The 16049-nt window shown below is 59.9% G+C and carries 14 protein-coding genes; 6 read left to right on the forward strand and 8 right to left on the reverse strand.

The window, feature by feature from the left end:
• Window positions 1-21 precede the first annotated feature (21 nt).
• From plsY to gltX, 4 genes are read right to left on the reverse strand one after another with little or no spacing between them, the layout of a single operon-like run.
• Entirely contained in the window at window positions 22-654 is a 633-nt protein-coding gene (plsY, locus tag IGS75_RS06940; protein ID WP_141352105.1) for a glycerol-3-phosphate 1-O-acyltransferase PlsY, read from the reverse strand.
• Window positions 651-1952 (reverse strand): dihydroorotase, encoded by a 1302-nt coding sequence (locus IGS75_RS06945; protein ID WP_202256427.1) that lies wholly within the window; start codon window positions 1950-1952, stop codon window positions 651-653. The genes plsY and IGS75_RS06945 overlap by 4 nt, the downstream gene beginning before the upstream one ends.
• Entirely contained in the window at window positions 1949-2890 is a 942-nt protein-coding gene (locus IGS75_RS06950; RefSeq protein ID WP_141352109.1) for an aspartate carbamoyltransferase catalytic subunit, read from the reverse strand. Before IGS75_RS06950 ends, IGS75_RS06945 begins: the two co-directional genes overlap by 4 nt.
• Window positions 2883-4301 carry a glutamate--tRNA ligase gene (gene gltX, locus IGS75_RS06955; RefSeq protein WP_202256428.1) on the reverse strand — a complete coding sequence of 473 codons (1419 nt, stop codon included), beginning with the start codon at window positions 4299-4301 and terminating at the stop codon, window positions 2883-2885. The genes IGS75_RS06950 and gltX overlap by 8 nt, the downstream gene beginning before the upstream one ends.
• A 178-nt stretch (window positions 4302-4479) precedes the next feature.
• On the opposite strand from gltX, the gene IGS75_RS06960 reads away from it, so the two are divergent.
• From IGS75_RS06960 to IGS75_RS06975, 4 genes are all read left to right on the forward strand, one after another.
• Entirely contained in the window at window positions 4480-5067 is a 588-nt protein-coding gene (locus IGS75_RS06960; RefSeq protein ID WP_202258324.1) for a cupin, read from the forward strand.
• Window positions 5064-5789: an NADPH-dependent F420 reductase gene (locus IGS75_RS06965; RefSeq protein ID WP_202256429.1), complete on the forward strand. Its 726-nt coding sequence runs from the start codon at window positions 5064-5066 to the stop codon at window positions 5787-5789. Before IGS75_RS06960 ends, IGS75_RS06965 begins: the two co-directional genes overlap by 4 nt.
• A 9-nt stretch (window positions 5790-5798) precedes the next feature.
• Entirely contained in the window at window positions 5799-8066 is a 2268-nt protein-coding gene (locus IGS75_RS06970; protein ID WP_237468702.1) for a ComEC/Rec2 family competence protein, read from the forward strand.
• A gap of 64 nt (window positions 8067-8130) precedes the next feature.
• Entirely contained in the window at window positions 8131-8640 is a 510-nt protein-coding gene (locus tag IGS75_RS06975; RefSeq protein WP_202256430.1) for a hypothetical protein, read from the forward strand.
• On the opposite strand, the gene nth is transcribed toward IGS75_RS06975, so the two are convergent.
• Window positions 8637-9335 (reverse strand): endonuclease III, encoded by a 699-nt coding sequence (gene nth, locus IGS75_RS06980; RefSeq protein WP_202256431.1) that lies wholly within the window; start codon window positions 9333-9335, stop codon window positions 8637-8639. The genes IGS75_RS06975 and nth overlap by 4 nt on opposite strands.
• 167 nt (window positions 9336-9502) lie before the next feature.
• On the opposite strand from nth, the gene IGS75_RS06985 reads away from it, so the two are divergent.
• Both IGS75_RS06985 and IGS75_RS06990 read left to right on the forward strand, forming a co-directional pair.
• Window positions 9503-11320: an ABC transporter ATP-binding protein gene (locus IGS75_RS06985; protein ID WP_249201523.1), complete on the forward strand. Its 1818-nt coding sequence runs from the start codon at window positions 9503-9505 to the stop codon at window positions 11318-11320.
• Window positions 11321-11439: 119 nt separating this feature from the next.
• Entirely contained in the window at window positions 11440-12819 is a 1380-nt protein-coding gene (locus IGS75_RS06990) for an amidohydrolase family protein (protein WP_202256433.1), read from the forward strand.
• A gap of 7 nt (window positions 12820-12826) precedes the next feature.
• Here IGS75_RS06990 and IGS75_RS06995 read toward each other — a convergent pair whose 3' ends face one another.
• From IGS75_RS06995 to IGS75_RS07005, 3 genes are all read right to left on the reverse strand, one after another.
• Window positions 12827-14050 carry a cation:proton antiporter gene (locus IGS75_RS06995; protein WP_202256434.1) on the reverse strand — a complete coding sequence of 408 codons (1224 nt, stop codon included), beginning with the start codon at window positions 14048-14050 and terminating at the stop codon, window positions 12827-12829.
• 180 nt (window positions 14051-14230) lie between these two features.
• Window positions 14231-14815: a glycosyltransferase gene (locus IGS75_RS07000; protein ID WP_202256435.1), complete on the reverse strand. Its 585-nt coding sequence runs from the start codon at window positions 14813-14815 to the stop codon at window positions 14231-14233.
• Window positions 14816-14969: 154 nt separating this feature from the next.
• The gene (locus tag IGS75_RS07005; RefSeq protein ID WP_202256436.1) at window positions 14970-16049 is read right to left on the reverse strand and encodes an IS5 family transposase; all 1080 of its coding nucleotides are present in this window, start codon (window positions 16047-16049) and stop codon (window positions 14970-14972) included.

Consider the following 16049-nt stretch of genomic DNA (forward strand, 5'->3'; position numbering starts at 1 on the left):
TTCTTAACGGATACTTAAAATCTAGCGCCGGGATGCCTGATCAACCTTCACGCGCGGTTCGCGTCCCGTTACAAGCCGGGCAATATTGCTGGAGTGCCGGGCCCAAATCAGAAGCGAAATAAGAAGAGTCGCCACCGGGATCGGCGTGTGGAGTGTCCGTCCGGACAATAGCACCATCAGTCCTGGTGCCAGCAGGAATGCCGCCAATGCCCCGGCCGAGGAAATCCGGCTTAGCCGTGCGACCAGCAGCCAGACCACGCAGCAGGCCAGTCCCACCGGCCAGCACAGGACCCAGATCGTTCCGAGCCCCGTTGCAACGCCTTTCCCGCCCCGGAAACCGAGCCAAACCGGGAAACAGTGTCCGCTGACAACCGCTACGGCCGCCACCGCCATGGTAGTTTCGCTGGCGCCAGGGAAGAAAAACCGGGCGATCAGGACTGCCAAAGCTCCTTTGAAGGCATCCAGAAGCAGTGTTGCGGCTGCGAGACTCCGACGGCCTGTGCGCAGGACGTTAGTCGCACCGATATTGCCCGAGCCGATTTTGCGGATGTCGCCGCCACCGGCCATGGCCGTCAAAAGTAGGCCGAAAGGGATGCTCCCGATAGCATAGGATACAAGAGACAGCAGGATCAGCTGTGCCTGAAAGCCGCTCATGAAGCGGCTCCCGCCCATTCATCATCAGACAGCTTATCCGCGGTAAAGACTTCCACACCGCGTTTGAAGGTCCGAAGGACGCGGCCCTTCAGGTCTTTTCCATCGAATGGCGTGTTTTGCGCCCGGCCCGGAAGGCTTCCGGCCACGACGGTCCAGGAGGCTTCCGGATCGAATAGGCACAGATCGGCATCGCTTCCGACCGCCAGCGTTCCGGCTTGAAGGCCAAGCAGTGCCGCAGGGGCCGATGTCACCAGGCGCAGGGCATCAATCAACGGTAGTCCAGCCCCGAGTGTGACGCCCAGAAGGGTGACTAGTCCTGTACCGCCTGCCCGTGCCTGTGCAAATGGCAGCCGTTTGTCATCCGCATCCGCCGGGGCATGATCCGACGCTACGGCGTCGATCGTGCCATCCGCCAGCGCCGCACAGACGGCCTTGCTGTCCGCTTCGTTGCGCAGGGGAGGCGACAGTTTCGCATAGGTGCGGAAATCGCCGATATCGTCTTCGGTCATGGCAAAATAGGGCGGTGCCGTATCGCAGGTCACCCGGATGCCGCGGCTTTTGGCCTCGCGGATCAGGTCCAGCCCTTCTGCCGTAGAGACGTGTGCGAAATGCAACCGCGCCCCTGTCATGGCGGCCAGACGCAGATCTCGCGCGATCATGATGCCCTCGGCTTCTGCCGGAGCCGAGGGCAACCCCATCCGCACAGCCCGCGCTCCGGCTGTGGCGCAGGCGCCTTTGGCGAGAGAAGGTTCTTCCGGATGCTGCACCACGATGGCGTCGATGAAGCGCGAATAGGACAGCAGATTGCGCATCTGCTTGGCGTCCGAAATGGCCCGCGTCCCGTCCGTAAATGCCACAGCTCCGGCGTTTTGGAGCAGGCCGAGTTCGACTATCTCCTCGCCCTCGCAGCCGCGTGTCAGCGCGCCATAGGGATGGATCGAGACCATGCCTGTCTCTTCGCCTCGGACACGTAGGAGATGAACCAGCGCCGGATTGTCGATCGGGGGCGAGGTGTTGGGTAGGACCGCCATGGTGGTGATGCCGCCTGCCACGGCCGCTCGCGCACCAGAAGAGACACTCTCGCGATATTCCGAGCCTGGCTCGCCAAGTGCCACGCGCATGTCCACCAGACCAGGACACAGAATGGCCCCCGCTCCGTCAATGACCCGCGCCCCTTCGGGAATCGATCCGTCCTCGCAGGCGACGATTTTACCCTGACGGACGACAAGCCGTCCGGTCTCGTCCCGACCGGAAGCAGGGTCGATCAGGCGGACATTTTCAAAAACAATATCAGTCATATTGGCATCCGTGCCCGGGACAGACGGTCTAGAACCGCCATCCGCACAGCCACGCCCATTTCAACCTGTTCGGAAATCACGCTCTGGTCCGAATCTGCCACGTCTGAGGCAATTTCCACCCCGCGGTTCATTGGCCCCGGATGCATGACGAGCGCGCCGGGTTTGGCCAGTGCCAGACGGCGGCGGTCCAGTCCGAAAAAATGGAAATATTCCCGCGCACTTGGCACCAGACCCGCGCCCATGCGTTCCTTCTGAAGCCGCAGGGACATGACGACGTCCGCGCCATCCAGCGCCTTGTCCATGTCCGAATACATCTCGACATTGCCGAGGCTGGCCATGGCCCCCGGAAGCAGCGTCGGTGGTCCGACCAGCCGCACCCGGTTTCCGAACGCTGTCAGCAGATGAATGTTGGAGCGCGCCACACGGCTGTGCCCGACATCTCCGCAGATCGCGACCGTGAGGCCCTCAAGGCGGCCGAAATGTCGCCGGATGGTCAGCGCATCCAGCAGCGCCTGTGTTGGGTGTTCATGCGTGCCATCGCCCGCATTAACAACGCTGGCTTCGACTTTCTGCGACAGCAGGGCGGGTGCGCCGGACTGCGCGTGGCGGATGACCAGCAGGTCACAGCGCATGGCGTTGAGCGTTGCCGCCGTATCCAGCAGCGTCTCGCCCTTGTTCACCGAACTTGTGGCGACGGACATGTTGATGACGTCCGCCCCAAGCCGCTTGCCCGCAAGTTCGAAACTCGTGCGGGTGCGGGTGCTGTCTTCGTAGAACAGGTTGATGACCGTCCGCCCCCGCAGCGCATCGCGCGGCGCGGAGCGCGAACGGCTCAGCAGCGCATAGCTCTCCGCCAGATCAAGGAACGGCACGAGCTGTTCGGCCGACAGCCCCTCGATTCCCAGGAGATGCCGGGGGACGGAGGGCCGCTCAGCCATCGGTGGATGCAGAAGCAAGAACGGCTGCGATGCGGGCCAGAACCTCGTCCTGTCCCAGAGCCGCGAGTGTCAGGTCAATACCCGGAGACGTCGTGGAGCCGGTCATGGCCGCGCGCAGCGGCTGGGCCACGGAGCCGAGCTTGATCTCGTGTTTTTCAGCATAGGCGCGCAGCGTCGCATCGACTGTTTCGGGCGTGAAGTCCGAAAGCGCGGCCAGATCCTTGCCGACGCCTTCAAGAACCGTGCGTCCGTCCTCGCCCAGCAGCTTCTCGGCCTTGGGTGTGAAGGTCAGGGGCAGGGTGAAACCTGCGAAAGCGGCATTGTCCGCCAGTTCCACGAGCGTTTTTGCGCGCTCCTTGAGACCCGGCATCATTGCAAGGATGCGTGCGCGGGTCTTGTCATCCGTCACAACGTCGTCTCGACCTGCAAGGCGCTGCATGACGTCATCTGTCAGACGCGCATCATCGGCGATACGCATCCAGATCCCGTTCAGATGCGCCAGCTTGACGTAATCCATGCGGGACGGGGAGCGGCCCACGCCATCCAGATCGAACAGCTTGATCTGTTCTTCGCGGGACAGGACTTCGGCATCGCCATGACCCCAGCCCAGACGCAGCAGGTAGTTGCACAGGGCTTCCGGCAGATAGCCTTCCTCGCGGAAATCCACGACCGACTGTGCGCCATGGCGCTTGGACAGCTTGGCGCCGTCGGGGCCGTGGATCAGCGGCAGATGCGCGAAATGCGGCAGGTTCCAGCCCATGGCGCGATAGATCATGGCCTGACGGAACGTGTTCGTCAGATGATCGTCACCGCGCATGACATGGGTGATGTCCATATCGTGATCGTCCACGACCACGGCGTGCAGATAGGTCGGCGTGCCGTCCGAACGCAGCAGGATCAGGTCGTCCATTTCGGAGTTTGCGACCCGGACTTCGCCCTGCACCAGATCCTTGATGACCGTCTCGCCATCACGCGGCGCCTTCAGACGCACGACATAGGGTGCACCAGCAGGCGCTTCGGATGGATCCCGGTCCCGCCATGTGCCGTCGTAACGGGGCGGGCGCTTCTCGGCCATGGCCTTCTCGCGCATGGCGGTCAGCTCTTCGGGGGTGCAAAAGCACTTGTAAGCCTGACCCTTTTCCAGAAGCTCAAGCGCCACTTCCGTATGGCGGTCCTGCCGGGCGGACTGGAAAACCGGTTCCGCATCTGCCTCGATTCCCATCCAGGCCAGACCGTCAAAAATCACGTCCACTGCTTTTTGAGTGGAGCGTTCCTTGTCGGTGTCCTCGATCCTCAGGAGAAATTCGCCGCCATGATGACGGGCAAAGAGGAAATTGAACAGGGCGGCGCGGGCGTTGCCGACATGCAGCAGACCCGTTGGGGAGGGGGCAAATCGCGTACGGATGGTCATGCCGCCGTCATATCATGCTCTGACCCGCGCTTCCATCCGCCTGCGCCTGCGTAGCTCAGGTGTTTCGTCACGCGCCATCGCTTTACAAAACGCTAAGGTTCTTCAAGCGCGTGTGATTTCCAACCGCCTCCCGAAGCGGCCTATTGTGGGATTCAATAGTCCGGGTGGTGCCTTTCCAATGAACAGACGAGATTTCAATGCCCTGCTGGCAGGGCTGGGTCTGACCTTCGGAGAGGGGAAGATCCATCACGCCAGCGCCACGACCTCTCGTGTGGATGTCTTTAAGCTGCGCGCCAATGACTGGGTTCCGAATAATCCGGATCTGCCCGTCATCGTCTATCGCAATGCGCTTGAAGCCGGGCCGGATCGCGAGGCGGTGTATGAAGACCTGTTCAGCCGGAACGGCTGGCCGCCGCAGTGGCGAAACGGTGTTTATCCGTTTCATCACTATCACAGCCTTGGTCATGAAGTTCTGGGCTTTTCCAATGGTTCCGCACGCCTGATGCTTGGCGGCCCGAACGCCCGGACGGTCGAGGTACGCGGTGGCGACATCGCCGTGCTTCCGGCCGGAACGGGGCATTGCAATCTCGGATCGGACACGGAGTTCGCCGTCATCGGCGCTTATCCACCCAACCAGTCTTTCGACATCCTCCGCGCTGCGCCTACGGCGGAGCAGAGTGCCCGTATTCACGGTCTACCATTCCCGAAAACCGATCCGGTTCAGGGCGCAGCAGGTGTTCTCGCGCGGGAGTGGCACCCTTCATGATGGCCTTTCCTCTCAGACGACGCCCTTTCCTCGCAGCACTCGCCGGTCTGGCCACCGTCAGTAATGCCGGCGCGGTGGGTTCCAACATGCAGCAGACGCGGATCGGCATCATCGGCACCGGACATGTCGGTACAACGCTGGCTGAATTCTGGGTCCACGCGGGTTACCACGTCATGGTCGCAGCCCGCTCCCTGAGTGAGGCGCAATCGCTGGCCACCTCGCTGGGCCCGCTCGCAACAGCGGGAACTCCGGCTCAGGCGGCGGCTTATGGAGACATAGTAGTTCTGGCTGTGCCCTATCGGGCTATCCCGCAGCTTGGCCCGCAACTGAGTCGGACGTTGTTGGACAAGGTAGTGCTTGATCCATCCAACCCTTATCCGTGGAGGGATGGGCCTATTGCGGAGACCGCGCAGAAGGACGGGGCGGGGGTGACGACACAGCGTTATTTTCCTTCCGCGCATGTGGTCCGGGCGTTCAACTCGATTGACATGACTACGCTTCGTTCTGAAGCGCATCGTGCTCTCCCTTTGCTAGCTGTGCCGGTTGCAGGAGATGACGCGGGGGCGGTGTCACAGGTAGAGACGTTGGTGAGGGCAGCCGGATTCGAGCCTGTCGTGACCGGGAATCTTGCGACCGCAAAACTGTTCCAGCCAGGCAGCACAGGCTTTGAGTTGGAACAGGATGTCGCTGGTCTGAAGCAGGCACTTCACCTGCCGCAATAGGCCGATAGGTTGCAGGATGCGCCTGATCCGACAGGGGAGGCGCGTCCTGCGGAAAAATCCGTTACGCTCCTGTCCGTGAAGACAGTGCCCCTTTCCGTTCCGGACCTTGATCCAGACGAACTTCTGGTCTGTGTGGAGTCTCCTGACCCTGCACTGATGCTGCCGCCTGCCATCATTCGCTCCTTTCTGGATCAGGGGCGGCAGATGATCTCCTGGCTTCCGGTCGCGGTAGGGCTCGGCGCTCTGCTTTATCTGGTTCTGCCGTTCGAGCCTTCCGTGCTGTGTGGTGTGCTCGTTACGATTCTGCCGATCCTGATGGGGGGCGCCTGTTTCTGGTGGGGCTGGCAGCGGCTGTTTCCGCGTCTGCTGGGATTCTCATTGCTCTCTGCGGCGATCGGCTTTGGCGACCTGGCGTTTCAGGCCCGGATGCAGCCGCCCATGCCAGCTCTGCCTAGCCATGCCACCGTTCTTACCGGGCGCGTCCAGTCGCTGGAAATCCTGCCGCCTCGTAATGACGACGCGGATGACGGCCATCGCGTGACTTTGGCGGATGCCGTGTTCGAGACGTCTGTCGATGCCGGGATGGCACCGTTACGCCGGACGCTGCATATCCGTCTGCGCGATGATGACGACGTGTTTCTTGAACCCGGAAGCACGATCCGCCTCCGCACCATGCTGCGCGCACCGCCGCCGCCTTCTTGGCCCGGCGGACGGGATCTTCAGCGGGAAGCCTGGTTCTCGGGGGTGGCTGGAAGTGGTTATGCGCTCGGGCCCGCCAATTTTTTAGGCGCACACGCTCGCCAATCGTGGCTTGAGGCCCTGCGCGAGGCTGTGGCTCTGCGTGCCCATGCTGCGCTGTCCGACCAGACTGCCGCCATTGCCGCCACGCTTCTTGCGGGAGAGGCCGGGAGCATCGACCAGCATACGCGCGAGACGTTTTCCGCTTCGGGTTTGGCGCATCTTATTGCCGTGGCCGGGCTGCATCTGGGGCTCGTGATGGCGGTCGTCATCGTGACGCTGCGCCATGGACTGGCCACTATTGAATATGTTGCCTTGCGCTGGCCATGTCGGCAGATTGCCGCTGTTGCCGGACTGTTGGCCGGAGCGGGTTATGTGATGTTGACAGGAGCGCATCTTCCCAGCCTGCGGGCGCTGGGCATGGCCAGTATCGTAACACTGGCCATCGTGACCGGACGGCGTGTTCTGTCTATGCGGTCGCTGTCCATTGTGGCGCTTCTGATTCTGTTGGTTTCCCCGGTTTCTGTCGTCGATGTGTCGTTTCAGATGTCCTTTTCCGCCGTGATGGGGCTGATCGCTGGCTATGGTGTCTTGCGTGAGCCGCTTATGCGTTTGCGGGGCGAGGGAGAGTGGTATCGCGTTGTCGCCTCCCATTGTGCCGCGCTTGTTCTGACGAGTCTTCTGGCCGGACTGGCGACACTGCCAGTTAGTATGGCGCATTTCGGCGCGTTTCAGCCCTGGTTCGTGTTGGCGAATCTCGTGGCCGTGCCGCTGGCGGCGGTCTGGATCATGCCGGTCGGTCTTCTGGCGCTCGTGGCCATGCCGCTCCATGCCGAAGCACCGTTTCTGAAGTTCATGGGAGTGGGAATCCGCGTGGTGCAGACATTGGCGGAGCGTGTGGCGGCGTTTCCGATGGCGCATCAGTCCGTACCCGCAATGCCAGGCTGGGGCCTGCTTCTGGTGATGCTTGGGCTGTGTTTCCTGTGTTTGTGGAAAGGTAGGATATGTCTTGTAGGATTGCTGCCCATCATGGTCGGGGTGGTCTCGATCTGGCTTGCGCCGAAGCCGGATATTTTTATTTCTCCAGATGCGGGGCTGATGGGGGTGCGTCGCCAGGGTGTCCTTCTGATCGGGCCTCATTCCAGCTTGCAACGCCGTACATTGGAAGACTGGCAGCAGGCGCTTGCTCTTCCCATGGCGCCCCTGCCGTCAGACTGTCTGGCCGGCCCGTGTCGAATGCCTCTCGGTGCGCAGACTGTTCTGCTGCGTGTACGTGATGCGTCGGATGGCAATACGCTGCCGACTGCGGAGCAGTGCGGGGGCGTGAGCTTGTTCATTAGCGTTTCGCCCGCGCGGAAAGGTTGCCCGGGCGTATCGTCCATTGATCGGTTTTCGGTTTGGCGGGATGGGGCCTACAGCGTGTTTACAGGGCGGGGTCTTACAGTCGTGTCGGACCGGAGCTGGCGTGGAAACCGGCTCTGGGTTCCGCCCGTGGGCTGGCATGGCATGCCCAACCTGCCTCTGGCCCAGTCTGAATGAGTATCTTTCAACCTTTTGGAAAGTAATCGCCCTGTAGGATCGCCTGACAAGGAGGTCCGCTATCGTGGCTTGCAAACCCGCAACGGGCGTTCTGCTCGCATATGCACTGACGGCTGCCGTTCCGGCACAGGCTGCTCCCGCCGTGATCTGGGACGGGCTGAGTCTGGGCATGAGCGTTGCGGAAGCAAAGTTCAGCCATCCGGAAATGACGGCGCTGCCCACGCCGGTGCCGCGTGCGGGTTTCGCGCGCTATGTGATGCAGGGGCCTTCGATCGGCTCCTGCCTTTCGAATGTGGATGTGAATTTTCTCGGTGGCCGTCTGGCTTCGGTTGAGGTGCATGCCCTGACGGATACGGATTCCGGCGATGTTCGGATCTGTGCCGATGAATGGGGGCGCGCGGTCCGTCAGAAATACGGCTTGCCGCTATTCGATATCCGAACCCCCCTGACTGAAAACATCACCTGGAATGCCAATGGCTTTTCGGTCACGACCCATATGCGCGTGGTCAATACGGTCGTGGTCTATTCCGTATCCTATCAGGCCTCTCGCCAGACAGCGGCCCAAATTCTTTAGATGGCAGCGACTTTTCGTGTTGGCGGAGCCTGCATCCGTTTGTCCGGATAGAGGCACCATTTCGTTGCCGGGCAGCGCCAGCATTCCGGTGTACGTGCCTTGCAGACATAGCGCCCATGCAGGATCAGCCAGTGATGTGCCGGACGCAGCATGTCTTTCGGGATCCGCGCGACCAGACCATCCTCGACCTGGCGCACGGTTTTGCCCGGCGCCAGGCCAGTCCGGTTGCCGATGCGGAAGATATGCGTATCGACTGCCATCGTATCCGCCCCGAACGCGACATTCATCACGACATTTGCCGTCTTGCGCCCCACACCGGCCAGCGCTTCGAGCGAAGCCCGGTCGGACGGGACCTGTCCTCCGTGCCGTGCCAACAACTGTTCGCATAACAGCGCCACGTTATGCGCCTTTGCCCGCCATAGTCCGATGGTGCGGATATGGCGGGCAATGCCTTCTTCCCCGAGGGCGGTCATTGATGCGGGGTCAGGCGCTTCCTCGAACAGGCCTTTCGTTGCCTTGTTGACGGATTTGTCCGTGGCCTGGGCTGAAAGCACGACGCTTACCAGAAGTTCGAACGGATTGCAGAATACCAGTTCGCTCTCCGCGTTGGGGTTGGCTTCGGCCAGTGCGGTGATGAAGGCTTTCGCGGCAGCCTTGCTCATGGCCCGGCTTGCGGTTGCGGGGGCATCGGTCATGACGGGGGCTCCACCGGGATGTCTTGCAGGCTGTTGCGTCCGGTCCGGACAGACAGCAAGATACGGCAAAGTTCTAAAAATTCCATGCCATCACACCGTGGCCTGCCCTGCATCACAGCGCAGGCAGACAGACGGCGGAGCCTTTTGTGTCCGATACTACCCCCCTCATGACCCGCCAGCAGAAGGAAGGCCGCAAACAGGACGTGTCCTTCACGGAAGTCCTCTCCTTCGTTTCAAGTCGCTGGTGTCACCATCCCCTGCTGCTGTCGAAAACCCTTGGCGGCGTTGGCCTGGCCACGCTGGCCGATGTCTGCACGCCAATTCTCGCAGGGCGTCTGGTGGATGATATTTCCCGCCATGCCGCAGGCCCCGCCGTGCAGCAGACTGCCGAACTGCTGCATCTGCGGGACGATGCGTTCCTGATGGTTACGGGGCTGATTGTCCTTGGGCTGGTCGGGCTCTTCGGGCGGCGTTCGTCCTTTATCGGGATTTCGCACCTTACGCTCGCCATCATGCACCATATTGCCAATCAGGCTTTCGATCGGGTGCAGCGCTTTTCGACGGACTGGCATGCTAACAACTTTGCCGGCTCCACCGTCCGCAAACTGACGCGTGGCATCTGGGCGATTGATACGCTGGACGATACGCTGCTGCTTCTGATCGCGCCCGAAGTGCTGGTTCTGGGCGGAACGACGGCCGTTCTCATGTTCCGCTCGCCGCTCATGGGTTCGGTACTGGCCGTCTCGGTCGTGCTGTTCGCCTGGCTTTCCATCATCCTGACCCTGCGTTACGTCGCGCCCACCGCCCGTGCTTCCAATGAATGGGACACGAAAATGGGTGCAGCGATGGCTGATGCCGTGACCTGCAACCCGGTCGTCAAGGCGTTCGGTGCGGAAGACCGTGAGGATGCGCGGCTCGACAGCATTATCCATGGCTGGCGTCAGCGCACTCTGAAAACTTGGATCCGCGGGACAAACAGCGCCAATCTTCAGGCTCTGGCGTCGCTTGCCATGCGGATGCTACTGATCGGACTGGCTGTCTTGCTGTGGTGGGACGGCAAGGCGGGCCCGGGTGACGTGGCCTATGTGTTGACGATGATGTTTCTCGTGCAGGGCTATCTGCGCGATTTGGGACAGCAGGTCAGTCAGGTGCAGCGTTCGGTCAACGAAATGGAAGAGTTGGTGGCAATTTTCCGCCGCGATCCCGCCATTCAGGACGCTCCCGATGCGCAGAAGGCCCATTTCTCGCACGGTGCCATCCGGTTCGAGCATGTGGACTTCCAATATCCCGGACAGGCCAAGCCGCTTTATCATGATCTGAGCATTGATATCGTGCCGGGCTCCCGTGTGGCGCTTGTCGGACCGAGCGGATCGGGCAAGACGACACTGACTAAGCTGCTTCAGCGTCTTTATGACGTGAATGGCGGGCGGATCGTGGTAGATGGGCAGGATATTGCGCATGTCACGCAGGATTCCCTGCGTTCGCACATTGCTATCGTCCCGCAGGAGCCGATCCTGTTTCACCGGACGCTAGCAGAAAACATTGCTTATGCGCGCCCGGACGCCAGTCGTGCAGAAATCGAGGAGGCAGCCCGGTTTGCAAATGCCGCGCCGTTCATCGAGCGTCTGCCTGAAGGTTACGAAACCATGGTCGGAGAGCGTGGCGTGAAGCTCTCGGGAGGCGAGCGCCAGCGTGTCGCCATCGCCCGGGCCTTTCTGGCTGACGCGCCGATCCTGATCTTTGATGAAGCGACGTCCAGCCTCGATTCAGAGTCCGAATCCCTCGTGCAGGACGCCATGCGCCGCCTCATGCAGAACCGGACGGTCATCGTCGTGGCGCATCGTCTCTCCACGGTCATGGAACTGGACCGTATTCTGGTCTTCAGTCAGGGTGAACTGAAGGAAGACGGGACTCATGCCGCGCTGATCGAGCGAGAAGGCGGGATCTACCGTCGCCTGTTCGAGCTTCAATCTCTGGAAGCCTGATACGGGAGCGGAAAGGGAAGGGGTTTTTGCATCCTTTCATGTCCGGCAGCGTTTTTTTTGTAGTGGGTTTTACCGGCCGGACGATGCATGCCCGACGGGAGCCACACAGGAGACCGCCCATGACCATCCGTTCCGTTTTCGCCGCCCTGCTGCTCGCAACACCTTCCGCTCTGAGTGCAGGGAGCGCGATGGCCGAGCCGGTAGCGTTTGAGCATGCGCGTCTGATCGATGGAACGGGTGCTCTGGCGCAGCCGGATACGACGGTGGTTATCGATAATGGTACCATCATCTCCGTCGGTATTCCTGCACCGGCCGAGGTGCGACATGTGGATCTGACGGGCAAGACGCTTATGCCCGCTCTCATCAGCAATCACGTCCATGTCGGGCTTGTGAAGGGCACGGGGGCCAGTCGGGACAACTACACCCGATCCAATATTCTTGCGGCCCTGAAGCAGTATTCCGATTACGGTGTTCTGACGGTCACGGCGCTGGGCCTGAACCGCTCTCCGCTTTTCGATACGTTGAGGCAGGAGCAGCATGATGGCCGTAATTCGGGTGCGGATTTGTATGGCGTGGACCAAGGTATTGGTGCGCCTGAGGGCGCCCCTCCAGCAGCCATGGTCAAGGGTGTTGGTCCCGATCAGGTTTTCCGGCCTACCACGCCGGAAGAGGCCCGCAAGGACGTGGATCAGATGATCGCGGAGCATACGGATTTTGTGAAGTTGTGGGTGGACGATTTCCGTAATGACGTGCCCGACGGCAAGACCTATCCAATGTTGTCCCCGGCCATCTATCAGGCGGTCATTGACGAAGCGCATCAGCATGGCACGCGGGTTGCGGTCCATATTCATGATCTTGCCGTCGCCAAGGCCATTGTTGCTTCGAAGGCGGACATCCTTGCTCATGGCGTGCGGGACCAACCTGTCGATCATGATCTGATCGCCGCGATGCTTCGTCAGGGGACGTGGTATATCGCGACGCTGGATCTGGATGAGGCGAACTATCTTTATGCCGAACAGCCTGAGTTACTTTCCAACCCGTTTGTGCTGGCGGGTATCGATCCGGCTTTGCGTCGTCAATTCACGGACCCGAAATGGCGCTCGGAGACGATGGCCAAACCGCTGACCAAGGCCTCACATTATGCGCTGTCTATCAATCAGAAGAACCTTGCCGTTCTGTATCGTGCGGGTGTGAAGGTTGGTTTTGGTACGGATTCCGGAGCTGCTCCGACGCGCATTCCCGGCTTTGCCGAGCATCGTGAGCTTTACCTGACGGTGCAGGCGGGACTGTCGCCCGTGCAAGCCATCAGTCTGGCGACGGGCAATGCTGCAGCCCTGTTGCACTTGGCTGATCGCGGTGTGATCGCGCCGGGCCGCCGGGCCGATCTGCTGGTTGTGAACGGCAATGCTGATGAAAATATTGGTGCCGTGGACCAGATCGATCAGGTCTGGCAGCGGGGCGTCCTTGTCAGCCACGGCCCCGTGCGCTCAAAGAATTGAAGAACGGTTATCCGGTAGTCTGGGTGCGCAAACGCACTGAAACCAGTCGGAACATCGGTCCCGTCAGGGTGGTGGAAATCACGGCCAGCACCATTAGCGATGCAAAAGCGAACTCCGAAATCATGCCATGGGCATGCAGGATGGTTGCCGCCACGATTTCCATGAGCCCCTTGCATTGCAACAGAGAGCCGATTCCTAGTGCCTGACGGTGCGTGAGGCCTGGTGCAGGCGGGAAGACCCAGACGGCCAGGATCTTCGCGACGATGGCAATCACGACCAGTAGCAGGGATGCCAGAACGGACGGCCAGGTCAGTGCATCACCGTCGATCCGCAGTCCGCTATGGCCAAAGAACATCGGAGCCAGCCAGATCAGTGAGAACGTCCCAACGGTCTCGACTGGCAGGCGACGCACCCAGCGCGGCGGCATGAGCGCACCCGCGAAATAGGCGCCAATCAGCTCGTGCAGTCCTAGCTCATGGCTCGCCCAGGAGCCTGCGGCGAGATAGGCTGGAACCGCGGCCCAGATGATCCAGATCGGTGGGTTCTTAAGGTTTCGCGTGGCCCAGCTGCTTAGTAGTGCCATGCCGACGAGAAGCAGGACGGCCAGCCCCTCGAAGCCGGTCCAGCCATGCAGGGCAGCAGGGCCGCGCGCTGCGAACTGCAGAATGGCCAGTCCGATCCAAAGAGCTGCATCGTCTACAACTGCAAGCTTCAGGGCAAGCTGCCCGACGGGGCGGTAGACAGGCTCCAGTTCGCGTACAATCCCGATCAGGACCGGTAGCGCACTCACGGAAATGCAAAGGCCGATCGCCATGGCGCCGATCCAGCCATTTCCGTGGGGGGGCTGCCAGCCATGCAATGGTAGAAAGAAAAATTTGACCAGAATGCTTCCAATGACGAACGGGATTCCCAGTGCCACGAGTGCTCCGCCCAGCAGGCGCCCGAGTGTCGGGGAGGGGAGGTTTGCGGTTTCGGGAGTATGGGTGGGGTTCTGCCACATTTCCAGTCCGGCGGTGAACGCCAGAACCAGAACGGCCAGCCAGCCGATATAGTCGCCATAAAGCGAGGGGATACCGACTTTTGACGCGGGGAAATGCAGGACAGCCAGAAAAATGCCGATAAGAATGGGCAGGATGGCAATTGGAATGGAGCGTCTGAGCAGCTGCCACAGTCCCCACGGAATAAGGACAAATATAAATGCATCCGTAAACAGTGCTGTCACATTCCCCATGACGTTCCCTTTTTTTGTTTCAGGCGCGCGTAAGGTAACATGGAAAATGAGGTTAATGAAAACTAATAAAAAATCTTAATAAATATAAAAATGCTTCAGAATTAAAACGTAATGTTAAAACAATAATTGAGTTCGGAAAAAACGGGCTTCAGGAATTTTTCGCGGAAGCCCATTTTTTTCTTATGCTTGGCTAAGTTTCTCAGCTTCGTCGATGTAGGCTCGCATAGCCAGATGTTTCTCTGCAGTATTCCAAAAGTGGATGAAGCCACGGGGATAGGCAGGGTCTGTAGGATGGTCGTAACCACCGACCTGCGTGTGTGCACTGACGGGCTCGCCATCGAAGTCGTCGAGTTTGTACAGTGTGTAGTTTAGCACGCTCTGGTCATAGAACGGAATGGATTTGCGGCCATGCTGCGATGTGTAGCGGACCAGTGTCTGATAGGCGGCTCTGATGTAGCGGGCATGATCTGCCATGTTCGGTACCAGGAGAAGGCCGCCGTTGAAACCATGCAGTCCTTCGCATATGAACGGATCGGCCTGTACGAGGGTAGATCCTGTGTGTTCCGATGTAGCGATCTGATGAAAAGGCTCGATCTGCGCGCTGCAGCGCCTAGCTTTTATCGCTTCGAGAAGGAAGGGCTCAATCGGGCGGTCAAAAACGATATCAACATCCGAATACAGGATGGGCTGGTATTCATCGAGTAATGACGTGTTGAAGATCGTCAGGCGGGCACCGACATAGTCGAGTTGGTCTGAGCCCTGCATCGGAATGACCTGGATCTGGCCGCGAAGGGCCTCAGGGGCCAGACCTTTCAGATGGAGGGATCGAAGAACCGTTTGTTGATGTGCCTTGGTTCTAATTCTGCGATGGCATCCGGTCTGCATTTTGAGCAGAGAGAGGGTTTTATGCTCTGGATTGCTACGCGGCGACGTTAATCCGCTCCAGGAGGAGAAAGCGGCGCATATTATAGACGATATTGGCCAGCCCGATCCTCATGGTGGCCCGCGTTAAGCCTACGGTTCGGACGAACAGTCCAGTCTGTGATTTCTGATCGGCAAAGACATGCTCGACGCGAGATCTGATCACCGACTTCCCTGCGTTGGATCTCTGGATATGGCGGGGCATAGGCCTGAGATGCGGCTTTTTCCTGTGAACCTTTGAGACAAAGCCCTGCTTTTCCATGAAGTCCTCATTGGCTTTTGAGCGGTAGGCCGTGTCTGCCCAGACCGTTGAGGCTGTATTGCTTTTATCAAGCAAGCCCTCTCTCAATCGCGCGCCGTCACTGGCGGCGGCATCTGTCGTCTTCCATTTGCGGATCAGCCGAAATTTCCGATCGATGGAGATGTGCGACTTGTAACCAAAAAACGGGATGGCCAGATCCGTTGCGGGCATACTCCCGTCTTCCTGTCGCTTCGCTTTCGTGAATTTCAGGGTCCAGCGCGCATGCCTATCCTTGTGGGACAGCTTTGACGGCTTGTCCTGCCAGTCCAAGGGGATCCGTCCTTCCCGCAGATCAGTCTTTTCATCGCTGGTATTGCGCTGCTTCGGAGCCGCTACCAGCGTGGCATCCAGGATCTGGCCTGACATCGGCAGATAACCAGCATTACGCAGGATCGCATCAAAGCGGTTGAACAAAATATCAATTGCTCCCGCCTGTGTCAGACGTTCCCTGAACAGCCAGATGGTTTTGGCATCAGGCACACGGTCCGACAGCCCCAGGCCTAAAAAGCGCATGAAGGAGAGACGGTCATTGATCAGGTATTCCGTCCGTTCATCGGACAGATTGTTCAGCGTCTGGATCACCAGAATTTTGAACATCAGCACCGGATCAAACGGCGGACGACCGCCTTTACTGCCGTCTGCATAGGCCAGCGCTGTATCCAGATCAGGACGAAATGCTTCGAAATTCACAGTCCGGGAAAAGGCTTCGAGCTGATCACCAAGCCCGCTCAATCGAGTAAGCCGCTCTTCAACATCAAAGAAACCCGGCTGTTTCAT

The sequence above is a fragment of the Gluconobacter sphaericus genome, assembly GCF_016757795.1.
Lineage (GTDB): Bacteria > Pseudomonadota > Alphaproteobacteria > Acetobacterales > Acetobacteraceae > Gluconobacter > Gluconobacter sphaericus.

What these genes read in the sequence shown, in the direction of transcription:
- nth (WP_202256431.1), bottom strand. Translation starts at nt 9,335, where the DNA reads ATGACCGATGCCCCCGCAACCGCAAGCCGGGCCATGAGCAAGGCTGCC.
- IGS75_RS06950 (WP_141352109.1), bottom strand. Translation starts at nt 2,890, where the DNA reads ATGGCTGAGCGGCCCTCCGTCCCCCGGCATCTCCTGGGAATCGAGGGG.
- IGS75_RS06960 (WP_202258324.1), top strand. Translation starts at nt 4,480, where the DNA reads ATGAACAGACGAGATTTCAATGCCCTGCTGGCAGGGCTGGGTCTGACC.
- IGS75_RS06945 (WP_202256427.1), bottom strand. Translation starts at nt 1,952, where the DNA reads ATGACTGATATTGTTTTTGAAAATGTCCGCCTGATCGACCCTGCTTCC.
- IGS75_RS06965 (WP_202256429.1), top strand. Translation starts at nt 5,064, where the DNA reads ATGATGGCCTTTCCTCTCAGACGACGCCCTTTCCTCGCAGCACTCGCC.
- IGS75_RS06995 (WP_202256434.1), bottom strand. Translation starts at nt 14,050, where the DNA reads ATGGGGAATGTGACAGCACTGTTTACGGATGCATTTATATTTGTCCTT.
- gltX (WP_202256428.1), bottom strand. Translation starts at nt 4,301, where the DNA reads ATGACCATCCGTACGCGATTTGCCCCCTCCCCAACGGGTCTGCTGCAT.
- IGS75_RS06990 (WP_202256433.1), top strand. Translation starts at nt 11,440, where the DNA reads ATGACCATCCGTTCCGTTTTCGCCGCCCTGCTGCTCGCAACACCTTCC.
- IGS75_RS06985 (WP_249201523.1), top strand. Translation starts at nt 9,503, where the DNA reads ATGACCCGCCAGCAGAAGGAAGGCCGCAAACAGGACGTGTCCTTCACG.
- IGS75_RS07005 (WP_202256436.1), bottom strand. Translation starts at nt 16,049, where the DNA reads ATGAAACAGCCGGGTTTCTTTGATGTTGAAGAGCGGCTTACTCGATTG.
- IGS75_RS07000 (WP_202256435.1), bottom strand. Translation starts at nt 14,815, where the DNA reads ATGCAGGGCTCAGACCAACTCGACTATGTCGGTGCCCGCCTGACGATC.
- plsY (WP_141352105.1), bottom strand. Translation starts at nt 654, where the DNA reads ATGAGCGGCTTTCAGGCACAGCTGATCCTGCTGTCTCTTGTATCCTAT.